Annotated in this window: 12 protein-coding genes; 6 read left to right on the top strand and 6 right to left on the bottom strand. The window is 44.9% G+C overall.

What is annotated here, in order from left to right; genetic code table 11:
- Positions 1–360: 360 nt before the first annotated feature.
- The 6 genes from C9I43_RS10995 (at position 361) to C9I43_RS10970 (ending at position 9,489) form a co-directional block, all read left to right on the top strand.
- Positions 361–1,599 carry an efflux RND transporter periplasmic adaptor subunit gene (locus C9I43_RS10995; RefSeq protein ID WP_107883487.1) on the top strand — a complete coding sequence of 413 codons (1,239 nt, stop codon included), beginning with the start codon at positions 361–363 and terminating at the stop codon, positions 1,597–1,599.
- A 13-nt stretch (positions 1,600–1,612) separates the two neighbouring features.
- On the top strand, positions 1,613–4,771 hold the full coding sequence (locus C9I43_RS10990) for an efflux RND transporter permease subunit (protein ID WP_107883486.1): 3,159 nt from the start codon (positions 1,613–1,615) through the stop codon (positions 4,769–4,771).
- 336 nt (positions 4,772–5,107) lie between these two features.
- Complete coding sequence (locus C9I43_RS10985; protein ID WP_107883485.1) at positions 5,108–5,785, top strand: cupredoxin domain-containing protein; 678 nt, start codon at positions 5,108–5,110, stop codon at positions 5,783–5,785.
- Positions 5,775–8,081, top strand: a complete 2,307-nt coding sequence (locus C9I43_RS10980; protein ID WP_107883484.1) for a bifunctional diguanylate cyclase/phosphodiesterase — start codon at positions 5,775–5,777, stop codon at positions 8,079–8,081. Before C9I43_RS10985 ends, C9I43_RS10980 begins: the two co-directional genes overlap by 11 nt.
- An 89-nt stretch (positions 8,082–8,170) precedes the next feature.
- Positions 8,171–9,037 (top strand): DUF3034 family protein, encoded by an 867-nt coding sequence (locus C9I43_RS10975; RefSeq protein ID WP_107883483.1) that lies wholly within the window; start codon positions 8,171–8,173, stop codon positions 9,035–9,037.
- Positions 9,034–9,489 (top strand): group I truncated hemoglobin, encoded by a 456-nt coding sequence (locus C9I43_RS10970; protein ID WP_107883482.1) that lies wholly within the window; start codon positions 9,034–9,036, stop codon positions 9,487–9,489. Before C9I43_RS10975 ends, C9I43_RS10970 begins: the two co-directional genes overlap by 4 nt.
- An 88-nt stretch (positions 9,490–9,577) precedes the next feature.
- On the opposite strand, the gene C9I43_RS10965 is transcribed toward C9I43_RS10970, so the two are convergent.
- From C9I43_RS10965 to C9I43_RS10940, 6 genes are all read right to left on the bottom strand, one after another.
- Positions 9,578–10,051 carry a LabA-like NYN domain-containing protein gene (locus C9I43_RS10965; protein WP_107883481.1) on the bottom strand — a complete coding sequence of 158 codons (474 nt, stop codon included), beginning with the start codon at positions 10,049–10,051 and terminating at the stop codon, positions 9,578–9,580.
- A 214-nt stretch (positions 10,052–10,265) separates the two neighbouring features.
- A complete protein-coding gene (locus C9I43_RS10960) occupies positions 10,266–13,406 on the bottom strand; it encodes a multidrug efflux RND transporter permease subunit (RefSeq protein ID WP_076496467.1) in 3,141 nt (1,046 codons plus the stop codon).
- A complete protein-coding gene (locus C9I43_RS10955) occupies positions 13,406–14,533 on the bottom strand; it encodes an efflux RND transporter periplasmic adaptor subunit (protein WP_076496468.1) in 1,128 nt (375 codons plus the stop codon). The genes C9I43_RS10960 and C9I43_RS10955 overlap by 1 nt, the downstream gene beginning before the upstream one ends.
- Before the next feature lie 221 nt (positions 14,534–14,754).
- Positions 14,755–15,549, bottom strand: a complete 795-nt coding sequence (locus C9I43_RS10950) for a substrate-binding periplasmic protein (RefSeq protein WP_107883480.1) — start codon at positions 15,547–15,549, stop codon at positions 14,755–14,757.
- Between the two features lie 254 nt (positions 15,550–15,803).
- Positions 15,804–17,006: a metallophosphoesterase gene (locus C9I43_RS10945; RefSeq protein WP_181317876.1), complete on the bottom strand. Its 1,203-nt coding sequence runs from the start codon at positions 17,004–17,006 to the stop codon at positions 15,804–15,806.
- 302 nt (positions 17,007–17,308) lie between these two features.
- Positions 17,309–17,800: a nuclear transport factor 2 family protein gene (locus C9I43_RS10940; RefSeq protein WP_107883479.1), complete on the bottom strand. Its 492-nt coding sequence runs from the start codon at positions 17,798–17,800 to the stop codon at positions 17,309–17,311.
- Positions 17,801–17,802 lie beyond the last annotated feature (2 nt).

The raw sequence follows: 17,802 nt of genomic DNA, 5'->3' as shown, positions 1-17,802 counted from the left end.
GACATGGGTTTAGCTGGTGTAAAGCCACTCTTGCTGACTAATCACAGATACAAGTGAATATGCCTACTTAGTCATCCTAGGTGGCAGTTAAGTTCATCGTTCAGTGTATAACAGCCATTAAACCCCTTCAAATTCACTAATCAGCTATAAAAATCAATTGTTCTTCCTAAGACCTGCTCATGCAATACCTTGTAATAATCCGTTCGCTAATTAAATTTGTACCGATTGGTACATAATTTTATTGACAACGTCATTTTACGCTATATATTACCGCTCAGTACAGAATATTCTTTACCAATCGGTATGTATTTTTTTTGAGTTCGAATAGCGTGAAATGCCCGCCACTTTAAGGATTGCAATATGATAACGAATAACTTTTTACGAATGATGACGTTAACGGCTATAGCCGCTTTCGTTCTTTCTGCTTGTGGTGAGCAAACCGCACCGCAGGCGCAAGCGCCCAGTGCACCTATGGTTGATGTAGCCCAAGTCTTACATGAGCGAGTTACCGAATGGGATGAGTTTACCGGCCGTTTACAAGCGCCAGAAAGCGTCACACTGATTCCGCGCGTGTCGGGTTATATCGACTCTGTCAATTTTAAAGAAGGCGCCTTAGTGAAAAAGGGCGAGGTGTTATTTCGCATTGACCCAAGCGTGTTTGAGGTTGAAGTGGCCCGGTTAAAAGCAGATCTTGCTAGCGCTATCTCTGCTGAGCAACTGGCCACAAATGACTTTGAACGGGCACATAAATTGTTTGATCAAAAGGCGGTGTCGGCCGAGTTGCTCGATACCCGTAATTCCAATAAGCGCCAAACGGCCGCCGCTGTTGCCTCAGTAAAAGCCGCGTTGATGCGCGCCGAGCTTGATTTAGCTTATACCCAAGTACAAGCACCGATTGATGGCCGCGTGTCCTACGCCAATGTGACCGCGGGTAACTATGTGACCGCAGGGCAGAGCGTGCTGACCAGCTTAGTGTCTACCGCCAGCATGTATGCCTATTTCGATGTGGATGAACAAACTTACCTTAAATACGTCAAGTTAACCGCGCAGAATAAACGTAATGATCCGCGCGCGGGTGATAATCCTGTGTATATGGCTTTAGCAAATGAGCGCGATTACCAACATATCGGCATGGTCGACTTTGTTGATAATGCGATGGATAAGCAAACCGGTACCATTCGAGTTAGAGCTATCTTTGATAATGAAGACAATAACTTGCTGCCTGGCTTGTTTGCTCGCCTTCGCACTGCAGGTAGCGGCGCCTACGAAGGTATTTTGATTGATGATAAAGCCATTGGTACAGATCTTAATAATAAGTTTGTATTAGTGGTTGGCACCGATGGCACGCTTGAATATCGCGGCGTGACCTTGGGCGAAAAAGTACAAGGGCTACGCATAGTCACTCAAGGTTTAGTGGCGGAAGATCATATTGTTGTTAATGGCATGCAGCGCGTGCGACCTAAAATGCAAATTACTCCGCACATGGTTGAAATGGTCGACAGCGATAAGCTGGATGCAATACGTCAAGCTCAGTTAATGCTCGATAAAAATCAACATCATTTAACGGCGCAAGCGGTTGAAACGGCTAGTCGCGGTTAAGGAATAACATACCATGTTGTCGCAGTTTTTCATTAAAAGACCGATATTTGCAGCCGTATTGTCATTGCTGTTTTTTATCACAGGGGCGATTGCCGTTTGGCAGTTACCGATAACAGAATACCCAGAAGTCGTGCCGCCCACAGTCGTGGTGACCGCTAACTACCCTGGCGCGAACCCTAAAGTGATTGCCGAAACCGTGGCTTCGCCGCTGGAGCAGGAAATCAACGGCGTTGAAGACATGTTGTATATGTCATCGCAGGCAACGTCTGATGGACGCATGACGCTAACGGTTACCTTTGCCATTGGTACAGATGTCGACAGGGCACAAACCCAAGTGCAGAGCCGTGTTGATCGCGCTATGCCGCGTTTGCCGCAGGAAGTACAACGCTTAGGCATAGTGACTGAAAAGTCTTCACCCGATTTGACCATGGTGGTGCATATACTGTCACCGGATAACCGTTATGACATGTTGTATTTGTCTAACTACGCCGCACTAAACGTCAAAGATGAGTTAGCCCGCATTAAAGGCGTGGGCGGAGTGCGTTTATTTGGCGCTGGCGAATATAGTCTACGAATTTGGCTCGACCCGAATAAAGTCTCGGCGCTGGGTTTATCGCCCGCTGATATTATTGCCGCCGTACGTGAGCAAAATCAACAAGCGGCCGCAGGTAGCTTAGGTGCTCAGCCCAGTGGTAGTGCTGATTTTCAGTTATTGATCAACGTGAAGGGCCGTTTAACTGAGCTGTCTGAGTTTGAAGATATCATCATCAAAGTCGGCCAAAACGGTGAAGTAAATCGTCTGAAAGATGTGGCTCGGGTTGAGCTTGGCGCGACGAGCTATGCACTACGTTCACTGCTAGACAACAAAGATGCGGTGGCGATTCCGGTATTCCAAGCATCGGGTTCAAATGCGATTCAGATTTCCGACGATGTGCGCGCCAAAATGGCAGAATTATCTCAGTCTTTCCCTGAAGGTTTAGAGTACGACATCGTTTATGACCCTACAGTGTTCGTGCGTGGCTCGATTGAGGCCGTGATCAAAACCTTGCTTGAAGCCGTGCTGTTAGTGGTATTAGTGGTAGTGCTATTTTTACAAACGTGGCGCGCCTCGATTATTCCGCTGGTGGCTGTGCCTGTGTCGTTAGTTGGTACCTTTGCCTTTATGCATCTGCTGGGTTTTTCACTCAACGCGCTGTCGCTGTTTGGACTGGTGCTCGCTATCGGTATTGTGGTCGATGATGCGATTGTGGTGGTCGAAAACGTTGAGCGTAATATCGCCGCTGGTTTAAGCCCAATTGCCGCAACGCAAAAGGCGATGAAGGAAGTCACAGGCCCTATTGTGGCAACCACCTTAGTGTTGGCTGCGGTATTTATTCCAACGGCGTTTATGAGTGGTTTAACCGGGCAATTCTATAAACAGTTTGCCTTAACGATTACTATCTCAACCTTTATTTCGGCGATTAACTCACTCACATTGAGCCCAGCATTGTCCGCATTATTGCTCAAGAGCCATGATGCACCAAAGGATGGTTTAACTCGCTTGATGGATAAGTTACTCGGTGGCTGGTTGTTTGCGCCTTTTAACCGCTTATTTAGCCGTGCATCTGATGGTTATGGTTGGTTAGTGCGTAAAGTGATCCGTTTTGGTGGCATTATCGGCCTAGTGTATTTAGGTATGGTAGCGCTAACAGGCGTACAATTTGCTCACACTCCAACGGGTTATGTACCAGGGCAAGATAAACAATATTTAGTCGCGTTTGCTCAGTTGCCGGATGCCGCATCCCTTGAGCGTACTGATACAGTGATCAAAAAGATGTCTGAGATAGCCCTTAATCATCCTGGTGTGGCGCACTCGATTGCTTTTCCTGGTCTTAGCATCAACGGTTTTACCAATAGTCCTAACTCAGGCGTGGTGTTTGTTGCGCTTGATGATTTTGACGCGCGCAAGAGTCCACAGCTGTCGGCTAACGCCATCGCTGGGCAATTGAATCAAGAGTTTGCCGGTATTCAAGACGCGTTTATTGCCATCTTCCCGCCGCCACCTGTGCAAGGCCTTGGCACCATAGGAGGGTTCCGTCTGCAAATTCAAGACAGGGCCAACCTCGGTTATGAGGCCTTGTATCAGGTGACCCAACAAGTGATGTACAAGGCGTGGGCCGACCCTCAATTAGCCGGAGTGTTCTCTAGCTATCAGGTGAACGTACCACAACTTGAACTGGATATTGACAGAACTAAAGCGAAGCAGCAGGCCGTATCGCTTGATCAAATTTTCCAGACATTACAAACCTATATGGGCTCGACCTATGTCAACGATTTCAATCGTTTTGGTCGAACCTATCAGGTGAATATGCAAGCTGATGAGGCGTTCCGCCAAAGTCCGCAGCAAATCAGTCAGCTAAAGGTGCCCAATCTGAATGGCGATATGATTCCACTAGGGTCATTTATCAACGTCAGCCAAAGCTCAGGTCCTGACAGAGTAATGCACTATAACGGTTTTACTACCGCAGAAATTAATGCAGGTCCAGCAGCAGGTGTCAGTACCGGCCAAGCACAAGCCGCAATTGAGAAAATTCTCGCTGAGACGCTGCCAAACGGTATGAGTTATGAGTGGACTGAGTTGACCTACCAGCAGATATTAGCGGGTGATACGGGCTTGTTAGTATTCCCTCTGGTGATCTTGCTGGTGTTTATGGTGCTCGCAGCCCAGTACGAGAGTTTAAGCTTGCCATTGGCGATTATCTTAATCATTCCAATGACCTTGCTCTCAGCCCTCAGTGGAGTGTTAATTTACGGAGGTGATAATAATATCTTCACTCAAATTGGCCTCATAGTGCTGGTGGGGCTGGCAACTAAGAATGCTATTTTGATTGTCGAGTTCGCAAAAGAGAAACAAGATCACGGTATGGCACCGATGGAGGCGATATTAGAGGCGGCAAGATTACGTTTACGTCCTATCTTGATGACATCTATCGCCTTTATTATGGGTGTGGTGCCTATGGTGTTCTCTACTGGCGCGGGTGCTGAGATGCGCCAAGCCATGGGCGTGGCGGTATTTGCCGGTATGATTGGGGTGACAGTGTTTGGCCTTATCTTAACGCCGCTGTTTTACTACACATTGGCAAAGCGTGGCAGCAAAAAAGTCGATAACGATAATGAGGCTAAAGCAACTTAGGTTGCGCCTCCTTATTGAATGATGAATTACATCAGGGCTTACATAACGTAAGCCCTTTTTATTTGTGGTACAACAGGATGAGATGCAGCGTTAAACTCTTTAGATTAGGATCGCGCCATTAACGCCTCTAGAATAGATTTTTTTGTTACTATTACTGGCAGTACATAATACGAAACGACTGTTATGATGTGCTGCTGCATGATTGGATTGAGTATCGCTCTTGCGCTCAATATAAGTGGCGAATGTTAAAACGAGATTAAAGTGAAACGGTTTACTTTACATGGCGTTTTTAATTAATACTGGTAGGCATAGTATTGTTAATCTTTGAGGTAACTGATGATTCTATTTCGTATTGTATTTTCTCTCGTGCTTGGCGCTTGGGTGACGTTTACTTATCCAGTTATGGCATCTGAGCTTAATATCAAGGTGGTTGATTTGCAGCAGTTGTCGATTACCGACGCTGTGGTAGAACTTATTCCTGCGGTAACGCCAACTCAAGTCGCCGATGTTCAGCATTATCAAATGTCGCAAAAAGATCGAACCTTTGTGCCCTTTGTATTAGCAGTGCCTAAAGGCGCTAAAGTGGATTTTCCTAACTTAGATCGCACTCGCCACCATGTATATTCCTTTTCAGAAACAAAGCCATTTGAGCTTAAACTCTATGTTGGACAGGCTGAAGCCCCGATCTTATTCGATAAATCGGGTTTAGTCGCGCTGGGCTGTAATATTCACGATTATATGCAAGCTTTTATCTATGTTGCCGATAGCCCATTAGTGGCGGTTGCAAACGACAATGGTGAGATCCAATTTAATGGCCTAGCAGTGGGTCAATATAAAGTTAAGTTGTGGCACCCATGGCAAAAAATGGCCACGGAACCAACTGATTTATTCATTACGCAAGGACATAATTCATTGAGTTTATCTTTAGATATTGTGCGTCAGGCTAAGCCGTCGGCGCCGCCAGCGGGATTTGGCCATTTTGATGCTGAGGGCAATTCATTACATGTTGAATAGTTTTCGCGCGCGGCTCATTTTAGTCTTTTTTATTGTGTTGACCTTAGTGCAGTTTGCTACTGCATTTTCTGTGTTGACGGCGACGCAAAGAGACAACTTTTTACAGCAACAGAAAAGCCTCGATATTGGCGCTAACGTATTCCTCGAGGTGTTATCTAATCGCGGTATACAACTAAGCCAGAGTCTCTCAGTGCTCAGTGCGGATTTTGGTTTTAAACGGGCGATTGCAACGGGTGAGCAAGAGACAATTGAGTCGGTATTATCTAATCATGGCTCGCGTATTGGCGCCGATGCCGTGGTGTTGTTATCACCTAAAGGGGAATTATTAACCTCGAGTATTCCTGGGCTTGACCAAGAGGATATTCAGTCTTTATTTGATATGACTACTAGCAGTAATAATGCCTTGGCGATATTAAACTTTGACCATGTAAGTTATCAGTTTGTACTGCAACCGGTTAAAGCCCCTACCTTAATTGCGTGGGTTGGCATGGGCTTTGTGTTAGATGAAAAAGTTGCCCAGCAAGCTAAAGCGATTACGGGTATTGATGTCAGTTTTGTCAATCAAGATACTGGCCGCACCGAAATAGCTTCCACTTTATCTGATGATGAAAAATTGAGTGTATTAACGCAGGCGAGCTTGTTACCTAATTTACTTACCATACCCAGTGAAACGATTCCGGTAGATCATCTGACCATGGCTCTCAAGTTGTACGACCGCAATGGTAGCCAGTTAGCGTTATTGCACCAATCGAACCTTAAATGGCAACAAAGTTACCAGCAGTTACGTAATAACATGCTGTTTATTTTTGCCTTAACCTTAGCGTTAGCCATCGCGATAGCCATCTGGTTATCGGGTAGCTTAATGGCACCCGTGCACCAATTGGTGACCTATGCGCGTAAAATAGGCCAAGGCGTAGTACCTAATAAAATCCAAGGTGCTCCCGCTGAGTTAGAAGTGTTAGCCAGCAGTTTATCGTTAATGCGTGAAGATATAGAGGCGCGTGAAAAGGATTTAGTGTATCAATCTCGCCACGATAGCTTAACGGGTTTACTTAATCGTTTTGCCGCGAAGCAGTGTTTGGCTGAGCTTGGGCAAGGTTTATCCGGTGCTATGGTATTACTGGATATTAAACATTTTCGTCATATTAACGACATTATTGGGTTTGCCAATGCGGATAACTTATTAATCTTATTTGCGCGCCGTTTAGAGCAATTAGCACCGACGCCCGATTTACTTGCGCGTTTAGATGGCGATTCGTTTTTACTGCTTTATAACCAAGGAATACGTCCCGAACACTTACTTAAATCACTGGATATGCTCGAAGCACCATTTCCTGTTCAAGGTTCGAATATATCTTTGACGGTAAGGACTGGGTTACTAGTAATCGATGGCAATGGTACCGATGTTGATGTGTTAGTGCGCCGCGCCGAAATTGCCCTTAATCAAGCCTGTCTCGAAGAGCTGCGGGTGGTGAGCTATCGTCAGGGCGATGATGAGAAATACCAGCGCGAACTCACGCTTATTCGTGATTTACCGATAGGCTTGGCACAAAATCAACTCTATCTCGTGTTTCAACCAAAAGTAGATTTGCATTTAAATCTATGCACTGGCGCTGAAGCATTAATCCGCTGGCAACACCCAACATTAGGGTTTATTCCTCCCGATGAATTTATCCAACTCGCTGAAAACTCAGGCAACATTGATATCGTCAGTCAATGGGTGCTCACGCAGGCTATTAAACAATTAGTTATATGGCAACAACAGGGCCTAGTGCTTAAACTGGCCATTAACCTGTCGGCCCACGACTTAGTTGATACCCGCTTACCGAATCAAATCGCCAGTTTATTAAAGGATAATAATCTGCCGAGCGGGGCGCTATGCATTGAAGTCACCGAAGGCGCTGTGATGAAAGATGCACAAACAGTCGTGGGTGTATTGCAGCGTTTTCGTGACATTGGTGTATCGGTTGCCATTGATGACTTTGGTACAGGTCAATCATCGCTAGCCTATTTGAAAATTTTACCCGTCAACGAAGTGAAAATTGATCGTAGCTTTATTAAAGATATGCTAACCGACAGCCAAGATGTGATGATCGTCAATACCAGTATTCAATTGATCCACGGCTTAGGATTTACGGTTGTGGCTGAAGGTGTTGAGGAGGCTGAGGGTGTGGATATTTTACGTCATTTAGGTTGCGATATGGTTCAAGGCTATGTGTTTTCAAAACCGTTAAAAGTGGCTGATTTTGATCTGTGGTTTGAAGCGTTTAATCATCAAAAAACCACTGAAGCATAAGCATAAGCATAAGTTAGTTCGTTCAAATTAACCTTAAAAAAACATTAAACGAAGCTTTGTCTTCGCTCAACATAATCGCGGAGTATCTAGTGAACATTGCCATCAATTCATTCGTTTTGAATTATGTAAAGGCTTTACCTTGGCTATGTTTGCTACTGGGCTCAACGACTGCTTTAGCCGAAGGTAGCCGTGTAGTGGCAACGGGCGGCGCGACAACTATTGAGGGCAGTGCAGGCGGAGGCATAGTGCCGTGGGCGGTGATCAATGGTTATGGTAGTAGCGGCGAATGGTCAGCAACAGCGATGGCAACGGGTGTTTATGTCGATGATTTTACGCTTAAGGTTATTGGCGCATCTTTGAGTTTTGATAATCGATTTGAGCTGAGTGTGGCTCGACAAACCTTTGATTTAGATACAATGGGCGGCGAGTTAGGCCAAGATATTGTTGGCGTTAAATACAAGGTGGTAGGAGAGCTACTTTATACTGCAATGCCACAAATCACCTTAGGCGCACAGTATAAAAAAGTCGATGACTTTACTCTCCCTCAGGCAGTTGGCGCACGGGATGACAGTGGAATTGATTGGTATGTTGCGGCCAGTAAAATATTTTTTGATGCGCTGGCGGGACGCAACTTATTACTCAATGGCACAGTGCGCGCGACTAAGGCGAATCAAACTGGACTATTGGGTTTCGGCACTCAAGCCAGTAATGATTACCTGTTTGTGCTCGAAGCGTCTGCAGCGGTGTTGTTAACGGATAATTTAGCGCTGGGTATTGAGTATCGGCAGAAACCCAATGAACTCGGCTTTGCCCGTGAGGACGATTGGCAGGATGTGTTTTTAGCGTGGTTTATCAATAAACATCTTTCCGTCGTTACCGCTTATAGCAAATTAGGCAGTATTGCAGGTTTTGATGATCAGCAAGGCTGGTATGTCTCGATTGAGGGCAGTTTATGAGCCGTTTATGGATAACAATGATGGCGTTAACCTTTGTGCTACTCAGTAGCGGATGCGCCGACAAATCGGTTCAACCCGCCCCTTTGCAAGCGGATACTACAAGCCTATATCAAGCTTTAGGGAATGATGCGGGCGTCAGTGCGATCATTGATGGATTATTAAAACGTATCTCAACAGACACGCGTATCGTACATCACTTTGATGCAACCGATATTGCGTTATTTCGTGAGCGATTAATTGAGCATATTTGTTGGGTTGCCGATGGTGATTGTGCATATCACGGTGAAAGCATGGAAAAAACACACCAAGGTTTAAATATTACCCAAGCGGATTTTGATGCCTTAGTTGGGCATTTGATAGCATCGATGAAAGAGCAACACATACCATTAGCGACCCGTAATGCACTACTAAAAAGGCTTGCACCTATGTATTCAGACATTACCTATCATTAGGCATGTTGTAACGCACAAAAATCGCCGCTCAAAATAGTGAACTTCATATGCTGCTGTCACGATTGATAGCAGCATTTTTTTATGGGCACTAGAGCAAGAGTGCTGCATCAATAGGATGAAATTGAGATGCGGAATCCCTTAAGGATTTAGCCGTTAGGGCAGGTACGCCATAGACTTGGGTTTCAACGCCATATTTTTGATGAATTTTTTGCAGTAATAAATCGAAATCACCATCACCAGACAGCAAGATCACTGAATCCACTTCACCCGCGGCTTCCATTATATCTATGGTGATCCCTACATCCCAGTCGCCTTTGGCCGAACCATCGCTGCGCTGAATAAACGGTTTTAGCTTTACCTCAAAACCGATGTGCTTTAATGCGTCTTGAAATTTTAATTGACCATCGTCGCCCTTGTGGATGGCATAAGCCACGGCCAATACAATATCGCCCTCATAACCTAAGTGTTGCCACAATTTACGATAGTTAAACTGGCGGCCATAGGCTTCACGGCAGGTGTAATAGATGTTCTGCACATCGACAAATAAAGCTATTCTTTTCAATACAGTGTCCCACCTTGGTTGAGAAAATCACTATAACATACAAACATAATTACAAAGGCTAAGGGAGCACTTATCACTTGGATCCGTCTGCAGATATAAACTAAGCATATGCACTTGGCATTGTTTACTCAAAAATTTGCAGGGTGTTAGGATTTGAAGGTCAAAAATAAAAAGCCAAGGCATCAACACCTTGGCTTTATGACATCATAGCGGTTTACACTTTAGGCATGAGTTCCTGCTGTTTCGCTGCTTCTTGCGCCGCTAATTCTTGGGCTTTAATTGCCGCTTCTAGCTTAGCTTCAACATAGCCTGGGGAATGGGTCGCTGCTGAAATTAATCGATACATAGCTGGGATAACGAGTAGGGTTACAAAGGTGGCAAATGCCATACCAAAGAACACCACAGTACCCACGGCAATACGGCTTTCTGAACCTGCACCGGTTGAAAATATTAACGGTACCGCGCCAATTAATGTCGTAAAGGCGGTCATCAGAATAGGTCGTAATCGGCGTGATGAGGCGTCGATAATGGCTTTATCGAGTTCAAAGCCGCGGTCACGCAATTGGTTAGCAAACTCGACAATTAAAATACCGTTTTTGGTCACCATGCCAATTAACATGATCATGCCTATCTGGCTATAGATGTTAATCCCTTGACTGGTAATTAGCAGACCTAAAAAACCACCGAATATGCCCATTGGTACAGTAAACATCACTACTAGTGGGTTGATAAAACTCTCAAATTGCGCGGCTAAGACTAAATAAGCCACCAACAAAGCTAAACCAAATACAATAAAGATACTGCTCTGGTTTTCTTTAAAGTCTTTAGACTCACCGGTATAACCAATCGAAATGTCTTTAGGTAACAACTCGATAGATTTATTTTCGAGAAACGTTAAGGATTCCCCTAAGGTGTAGCCTTCACTGATATTGGCTTTAAGGGTAATGGATTTTTGTTTATTGGTGTGGCTTAGCCTTTGCGCCGAGGCGATTTCTTCAATATGGGTGACGGTATCAAGGGTGATAAGTTCGCCTTTGCCTGAGCGCATATAGATCTGGCTCAAGTCGCCGACGTTATTGAAACTGTTTTCATCACCGCGCAAATACACATCATACTCTTCACCGCGATCGACATAGGTGGTTTCTGTACGACCGCCCAGCATGACTTCTAAGGTTTGTGATACATCATCAACACTGATCCCAAGCTCTGCTGCGCGCTCCTTATCGACAGTCACAATCAATTCAGGTGTGGTCTCGGCGTAGTCTAGGTCAGCGCCTTCCATCATGGGGCTGGCGTTGGCTTCTTCTTTTAATACCTGTGCCCACTTAAACAGCTCGGCGTAATCAGAGCCGCCGAGTACAAACTGTACCGGTTCACTCGATTGGCCTCTAAAGCCCGGCATCATAGGGCGAACCATCACATCGGGAATATCTTTTAAGGCATTACTCACAATGCCGAGGGCTTGCGGAGCCGTAACATCACGATTCTCCCAATCTTCTAACTGCATGATGACGAAACCAGTTTGATCGCCAGCACGGCCACCAAACGCGGGGGCTTGTACGCTAAAAGAGCGTAGTACGCCTTGGCCTAATAATGGCATGAGTCTGTCTTCGACAATGTCCATATTGGCGGTCATACGATTATAACTGGTGCCTTCAGCGCCTTTAACAAAAGCATACAATACGCCGCGATCTTCCTGCGGTGCGAGTTGCGCCGGTACTTGTTGCATTAACCAAGCACTACCACCGATACAGGCGAGGATCACTAAAGGGGCGAGTAAACGCAGTTTAATCGCCCGAGTCACCGCGACGCGATAGACTCTTTCCATGCGGGCGAAACCACTATCAACCCAGCGGTTAAAACGATTAGGTTTGACGTTGGCCTTGAGTAACTTGCTACTCAACACAGGTGTAAGCGTTAGAGCAACGAGGGATGAAAACAGCACTGAGACGGCCAACATCACCGAAAACTCGGTAAATAGCAGACCGACCATGCCATCCATAAAAGAAATCGGTAGAAACACCATGACCAATACGGCCGTGGTTGCAACAACGGCAAAGCCAACTTCACGGGTACCTTTGTAGGCGGCGAGTAACGGTTCTTCGCCTTTTTCGATATGGTGGAAAATGTTCTCAACTACCACAATCGCATCATCGACCACCAGTCCGATAGAGAGGATTAATGCCATTAATGTGAGTAAGTTAATCGAATAACCTAACATGTTAGCAGCGATAAACGCCGAAATTAATGAGACGGGTACTGTTACCGCAGGGATTAAGGTCGCCCGTGCTTGCCCGATAAAGATATACAGCACCAGTACAACCAAAGCCCCTGTCACATAGAGCGTGTTATAAACCTCATTAATAGAACGGTCGATGAATACGGTTGAATCAAAGTCGACAATCAGGCTGGTGCCTTCAGGTAAAAAGTCTTGCACCCGATCGACTTCTTTATGTACTTCTTGGGCGACAAGTAGCGGGTTAGCATCGGATTGGGAAATAATCCCTAAGCTGATATTAACGATACCGTCACTTTTAAAAGTAGAGTTTTCGTTTTGTGCGCCTACGGCAACATCAGCGACATCTTTTAAATAAATCGGGGTGCCGTCACTTGCCGTGCGAACAACCAGATAGTCAAAATCCTTTGCTGTGTAATATAAGCGTTTAGTGCGAACCGACATCACCGTGGTGTCGTTACGTACTTGCCCGCCTGGCGTCTCGATATTTTCTTTACGCAGAGCGTTGGTGATATCTGTGACGGTAACATTGCGTCCAGCCATTTGTTCAGGCCTGAGCTTGACGTACATCACCTTATACAAACCGCCAGAAATACTAATAGAACTTACGCCACTGATAAGGCTAAATCTGTCTTCTAATACACGCTGGGCGTAGTCGGTTAACTGCGTGCGATCCATCACGCTGGAGCTTAAGTTTACATAAACCGAGGGTTCTCCAGAGCCGTTGTCCTTAGAAACAATAGGATCTTTCGCATCCTCAGGTAGTCGGCGCTGGGCACGGGCTACCGCATCACGTACGTCACTGACCCCTTCGGTTAAGTTCCAACCGAGGAGGAATTGAACTGTGATACGTGAGCTACCATTACGGGTGGTTGAAGTGATTTCGTCGATACCACTGATCCCTGTCAATTCATCTTCTAGGGTTTTAGTGATCTGGCTTTCCATAATGGCAGCCGATGCACCGGAATAACTGGTGCTGATAGTGACCACAGGGCTTTCAACATCGGGCATTTCCCGTATCGACAGTTTAGTGAATGATACAATACCAAATACACACAGTAGTAAGCTTAAAACGATAGCAACGACAGGGCGTTTAACTGAAACATCGGACAGCCACATTATTTAGTCTCCGCGGCTTTAGTGCCTGAAAGTTCAGTAGTATTTGAGACTTCAGCGGTATTAGCCGATGCTTTCTTATCAAGCGCCACTTCATTAATAAGCAAGCCATCGCGCATATTCACAAGACCTTGTACCACCACCTTGTCGCCTACGTTTAAGCCGTGCTCAATCAAAACTTGGTTATCGATACGTGCGCCGAGTGTCACTTCGGTGCGGTGAGCAATATGGTCGGCAGTCACTACGTATACATAGCGTTTAGTTCCTGAGTATTCAAGCGCTTGTACTGGCACCATTGGAGCTGAAATAGCAGGGAAAGTAATCGTTGAGGACATCATCATGCCTGGCTTTAAACGACCTTTTTGATTATTGAATTGCACCCGTACTTTAAGGTTTAAGGTTTCTTCATTGACGCGCGGATCGATTGCAACCACTTTGCCGTTAAAGGTTTCGCCAGGCCAAGCACGGCTGGTCGCCGATACTTGCATACCAATACTTAACTGCGACAAAAAATGTTCGGGCACGTGTAGGTCAAGGCGCATGCTGGATAAGTCATCTAATGACATTAGCTCAGTCCCCACACTAACCATTTTGCCTTCGCTGAAATTGATAAGCCCCGTATTGCCTGCAAACGGGGCAGTAAGATAGTGATAATGTAAATCAGCTTGCGTTGAGGCTAAACGAGCTTGCGCCACATCAACACTGGCTTTTTGGGCATCAATCTCGGTTTGAGTTATGGCATTGCGGCTAATGAGTTTTTGAAATTCTTTGAGTTTACGTTTTTCATCATTAAGAAAGGCATTGGCTTCAGCGACTGCAGCTTGGGCTTTCATATCATCGAGTTCGATGAGTATCTGACCTTTTTTTACTGCTTGGTTTGAGGTCACAGCGATTTGTTTAATTTTACCTGTGACCTGCGGCGCGATGATCACTGCGCGCTCGGCTGCAAGTTTGGCTATTAATGCAACGGATTGTGCTAGCGGATATTCAACCACTTCCCCAGTCACTACAGGAACCGTTCGCATCAAGTGGGGAGCGCTTTCTGGTTTAGCCGCTTGCAGGACATCACTGAAACTTACCGCAGTGGCGATAACTGCAAGCAGGGCAATGGCAATAATGGTTTTTTTCATTGTAATTATTATCTCGTGCAAAGGCAGTTAAAAAAGACGATCGCTCTAATGCGGCTATTCTAGTGAATAACGTCTGCGAGTTGGGTAAAAGTTTGTAAATTTTAGCGAACGAAAATGAAAGAAATTGTGTTTTTTGGCATAGATTGCCATTAGATGCCCATTTTTGTCGCTTTTGGACTGTGGATTGTCAGTGTCATGATAGGCGATGTTAAGGATGTATTTTAATCGTGGGCGGATATAGACCTTTTTTCGATAGGAGTTTGGGTTGTCTCAACTTGAGAATATTGATTTAATATTTCAGCCAAACGGCCATCGCTACGCATACTTTCTAGACCTTTATTGAAAGCATCGACTAATTGCGCGTGGTCGTTTACCGCTAAAGAAATACCTAAGTGGAACACTTCATTTGCAATAGGTTGACCCACTTGTTCAAAGACATTGGTGTATTCAGTTGGGCCTTCTTCGATTAAATATCTGGCAATGTTATGTGCTATCAAGACTAAATCAATGCGTTTTGATAAGAGTCTTTTAAAATTCATCTCATCTGAGTTGGCTGCTTCAGTCATCAATCCCGCGGCAAAAATCTCGGGCGGATTAGCATAACCGCGACCAATCCCAATCGTATAAGGTTTGAGATCGGCAAGTTTACTGAAGCTTAACGCGTTATCTTTACGTTTATAAAATACAATCTGCACGGGTTGAATTGGTGCTGAAAAATCGACCCATTGTTCACGCTCTTTGCGATACCACAGCCCAATCATTCCATCAGCTTTACCATTTTTAACTAGCAATGTACCCCGAGCAAAAGGGTAAAACTTGATGGTGGCATGATAACCTTGGCGCTTAAATGCCTCTTTCACTACCTGAGACACTCCACCCTGTTCAGGCAAGCCTTCGGCATAAAATGGCGGATAATTGGTGGCGACTAAATTGATTTCTCTGCCCGCAAATGCGGGTTGGTAAAAACCAACCATCAACAAACATAAGCTTGATAAGATGAATAACCTTTTTCCCATTTCTACTCCAACCGGTTTCACATCAATATTCAACTCAAAAAACTTAACCGGAACCTAGGATGGTTTCTGTAGTAACTGATTTATTTTATTACCTTTTTAATAAAAACAATCAGTAATAGCTGCAGAGCTTGTTCCGAATTTAGGTGACTGAGCTTTAGGAGAGTAAATGCCTATTAATATTGACATTTACTCTTAACCGACATGTTTAATTCAAGCTTAGCATACCATTATATGAGAGCGAGTCTTTTGGCGTGTTACAAAGTAACCAACTCACCATGGTAAAGACCGCGGCTGAGCTTATTCGGCTTAATGAGTAATAACTCACCGGATTTTCCTTCTTTAATACTGCTATCTATCGCAATGATTTTATTGTGGTATAACCCAAGCACTTGTTCCTGTGATGTGTGTCCAACGACGATATGTTCGACCTTGAAATAGTCCAGTATATTATCGATATCCGACTCTTTTAGCTCATTTTTAAAATAACCGCGATACCAAGTTGGACCATTGGTGAAAAATAGGAAATTGAGTAAATCATCTTTCTTTAAATCGGCTTTTTTATCATCTAAATGCTGACGAAATAGTTGGTTAGCATCGCTGATATGTAATTTACGCTCGACCCATTCAGGGCTGATGCCGCCATGCATAAACAAGATATTATTGATTTTGACTAAGGTGTGTTTGCTGCGTAGCCACTGGCCTATTTCAGTGTCTTTATTGTAGAGCGCATCGTAGCTACGAGTGAGTAAGTCAGCCGAAACTTGATAACGTTCATTGACGTAACGTAAATCACCGCGAAACACCATTTGCTCATGGTTGCCCATGAGTAGATGTAAGCGTCCACCTGCAGCTTGAGCTTCTTGATCTAAGGCATATAAAAACCACAATACTTCATTGACCTGATGGCCACGGTCAAACATGTCTCCCGTCATCACCATATGACCGTCACTAAAGGTCCAGTGGTTATTTGTGTCGATAATCTTATGGGCTTTTAGCAAGTTAATCATCACATCAAATTGGCCATGCACATCGCTAAGGGCGACAATTTTGCTGACATGAGTAAAGGTATCGGGCTCAACGGTGGCTACTTGTGTGTGAAGATGGGGCTCTGGTAATTCACCGCAACTGGCAGGGCGAGTTAACTGCGCCTTTGTAATCGGCGTTTGTTTTAGTTCACTCTGGCAAATCCAATAGGCAGTATCTTTTTGAGTTTTGTCTAAAAACACATAAGGGCCATCGGTGACGCTGTTTTCTTGGGTTTTGAGTGCTGGCTCGGCTTCGCTTGCATTGGCCGCCAGTGAAGTAAAAGAGAGTGAGGCCAAAGGGAGTACGGTGATAAGCCATAACAGGGGCGTGATTTTTTTCTGTTGCGTCAGCACCCATTGGCTGGCTCGGCTCAGTCGCGTGATAGAGAGCATGATTGGGTGAAACCCGACTGGCATCGAATTGATTAGCATTAGACTGCATCCTTGTTCTTATTTTAGTTATTCATTCTGTCATTTTAGACACTTGCTCTGATGAGCCATCGAATATGTAACTTTGCGAAGTTAATCTCAGGTGTTTAATTTCAAACGCTCAGACTCAAACGCTTAATCTTAAGTACTTAATATCAAGTGCTCAACATATTGCAAACACTAAATCATACGGGTAAGGCTTAGGGTCGACAAGTCACAAGGCGGGCCAAATTAAACTTGCCACCTATTTAATCAGTTATTTCATGCTTGTATGTCTATAGCTAATGATTGTAGTTGCGTAGCATTCACCGTTGTACGTATTGCACTTGCATGGCATTGACTACGGTATGGCTATCGACAAACTGCTCGAAACTGACGATTTCTCCGCTGTGTATCTTCCATAAATGGGCGACTCGGGCGCTAAAATACTTGTCTGTCTTGACATAGGTTCCTGAATAAGTGCCAAAGGCAAAAACCTTATCGTCTTGGGCTACATAGTCTTCGATATCGACGCGATAGTTATCCCATTTAGTTTCGAGGCGGGCGAACATGTTGGCGGCTATTGCGCTAAAACCTACATAAGTGCCCGCATAAGGAAACCCCGCCGCTTCCGACCAGCGCGCGTCACTCGCTAAGGCATGCTGAAAACTTTTGGCGTTCTCGGCTGAGCTACTTCCCTCATAGGTGCTTTTAACCAGTACAAGATTCGCATCAGTCTGCCTTGCTGTTTCTATAAGACTTAACTGAGCAAGCTCATTCACTAATGAGCCTTCTGAAATACCATTAAGCATTGGCATAA

This window comes from Shewanella morhuae (assembly GCF_003028295.1).
Taxonomy (GTDB): domain Bacteria; phylum Pseudomonadota; class Gammaproteobacteria; order Enterobacterales; family Shewanellaceae; genus Shewanella; species Shewanella morhuae.
This window is presented reverse-complemented; position numbering and strand designations above follow the sequence as displayed.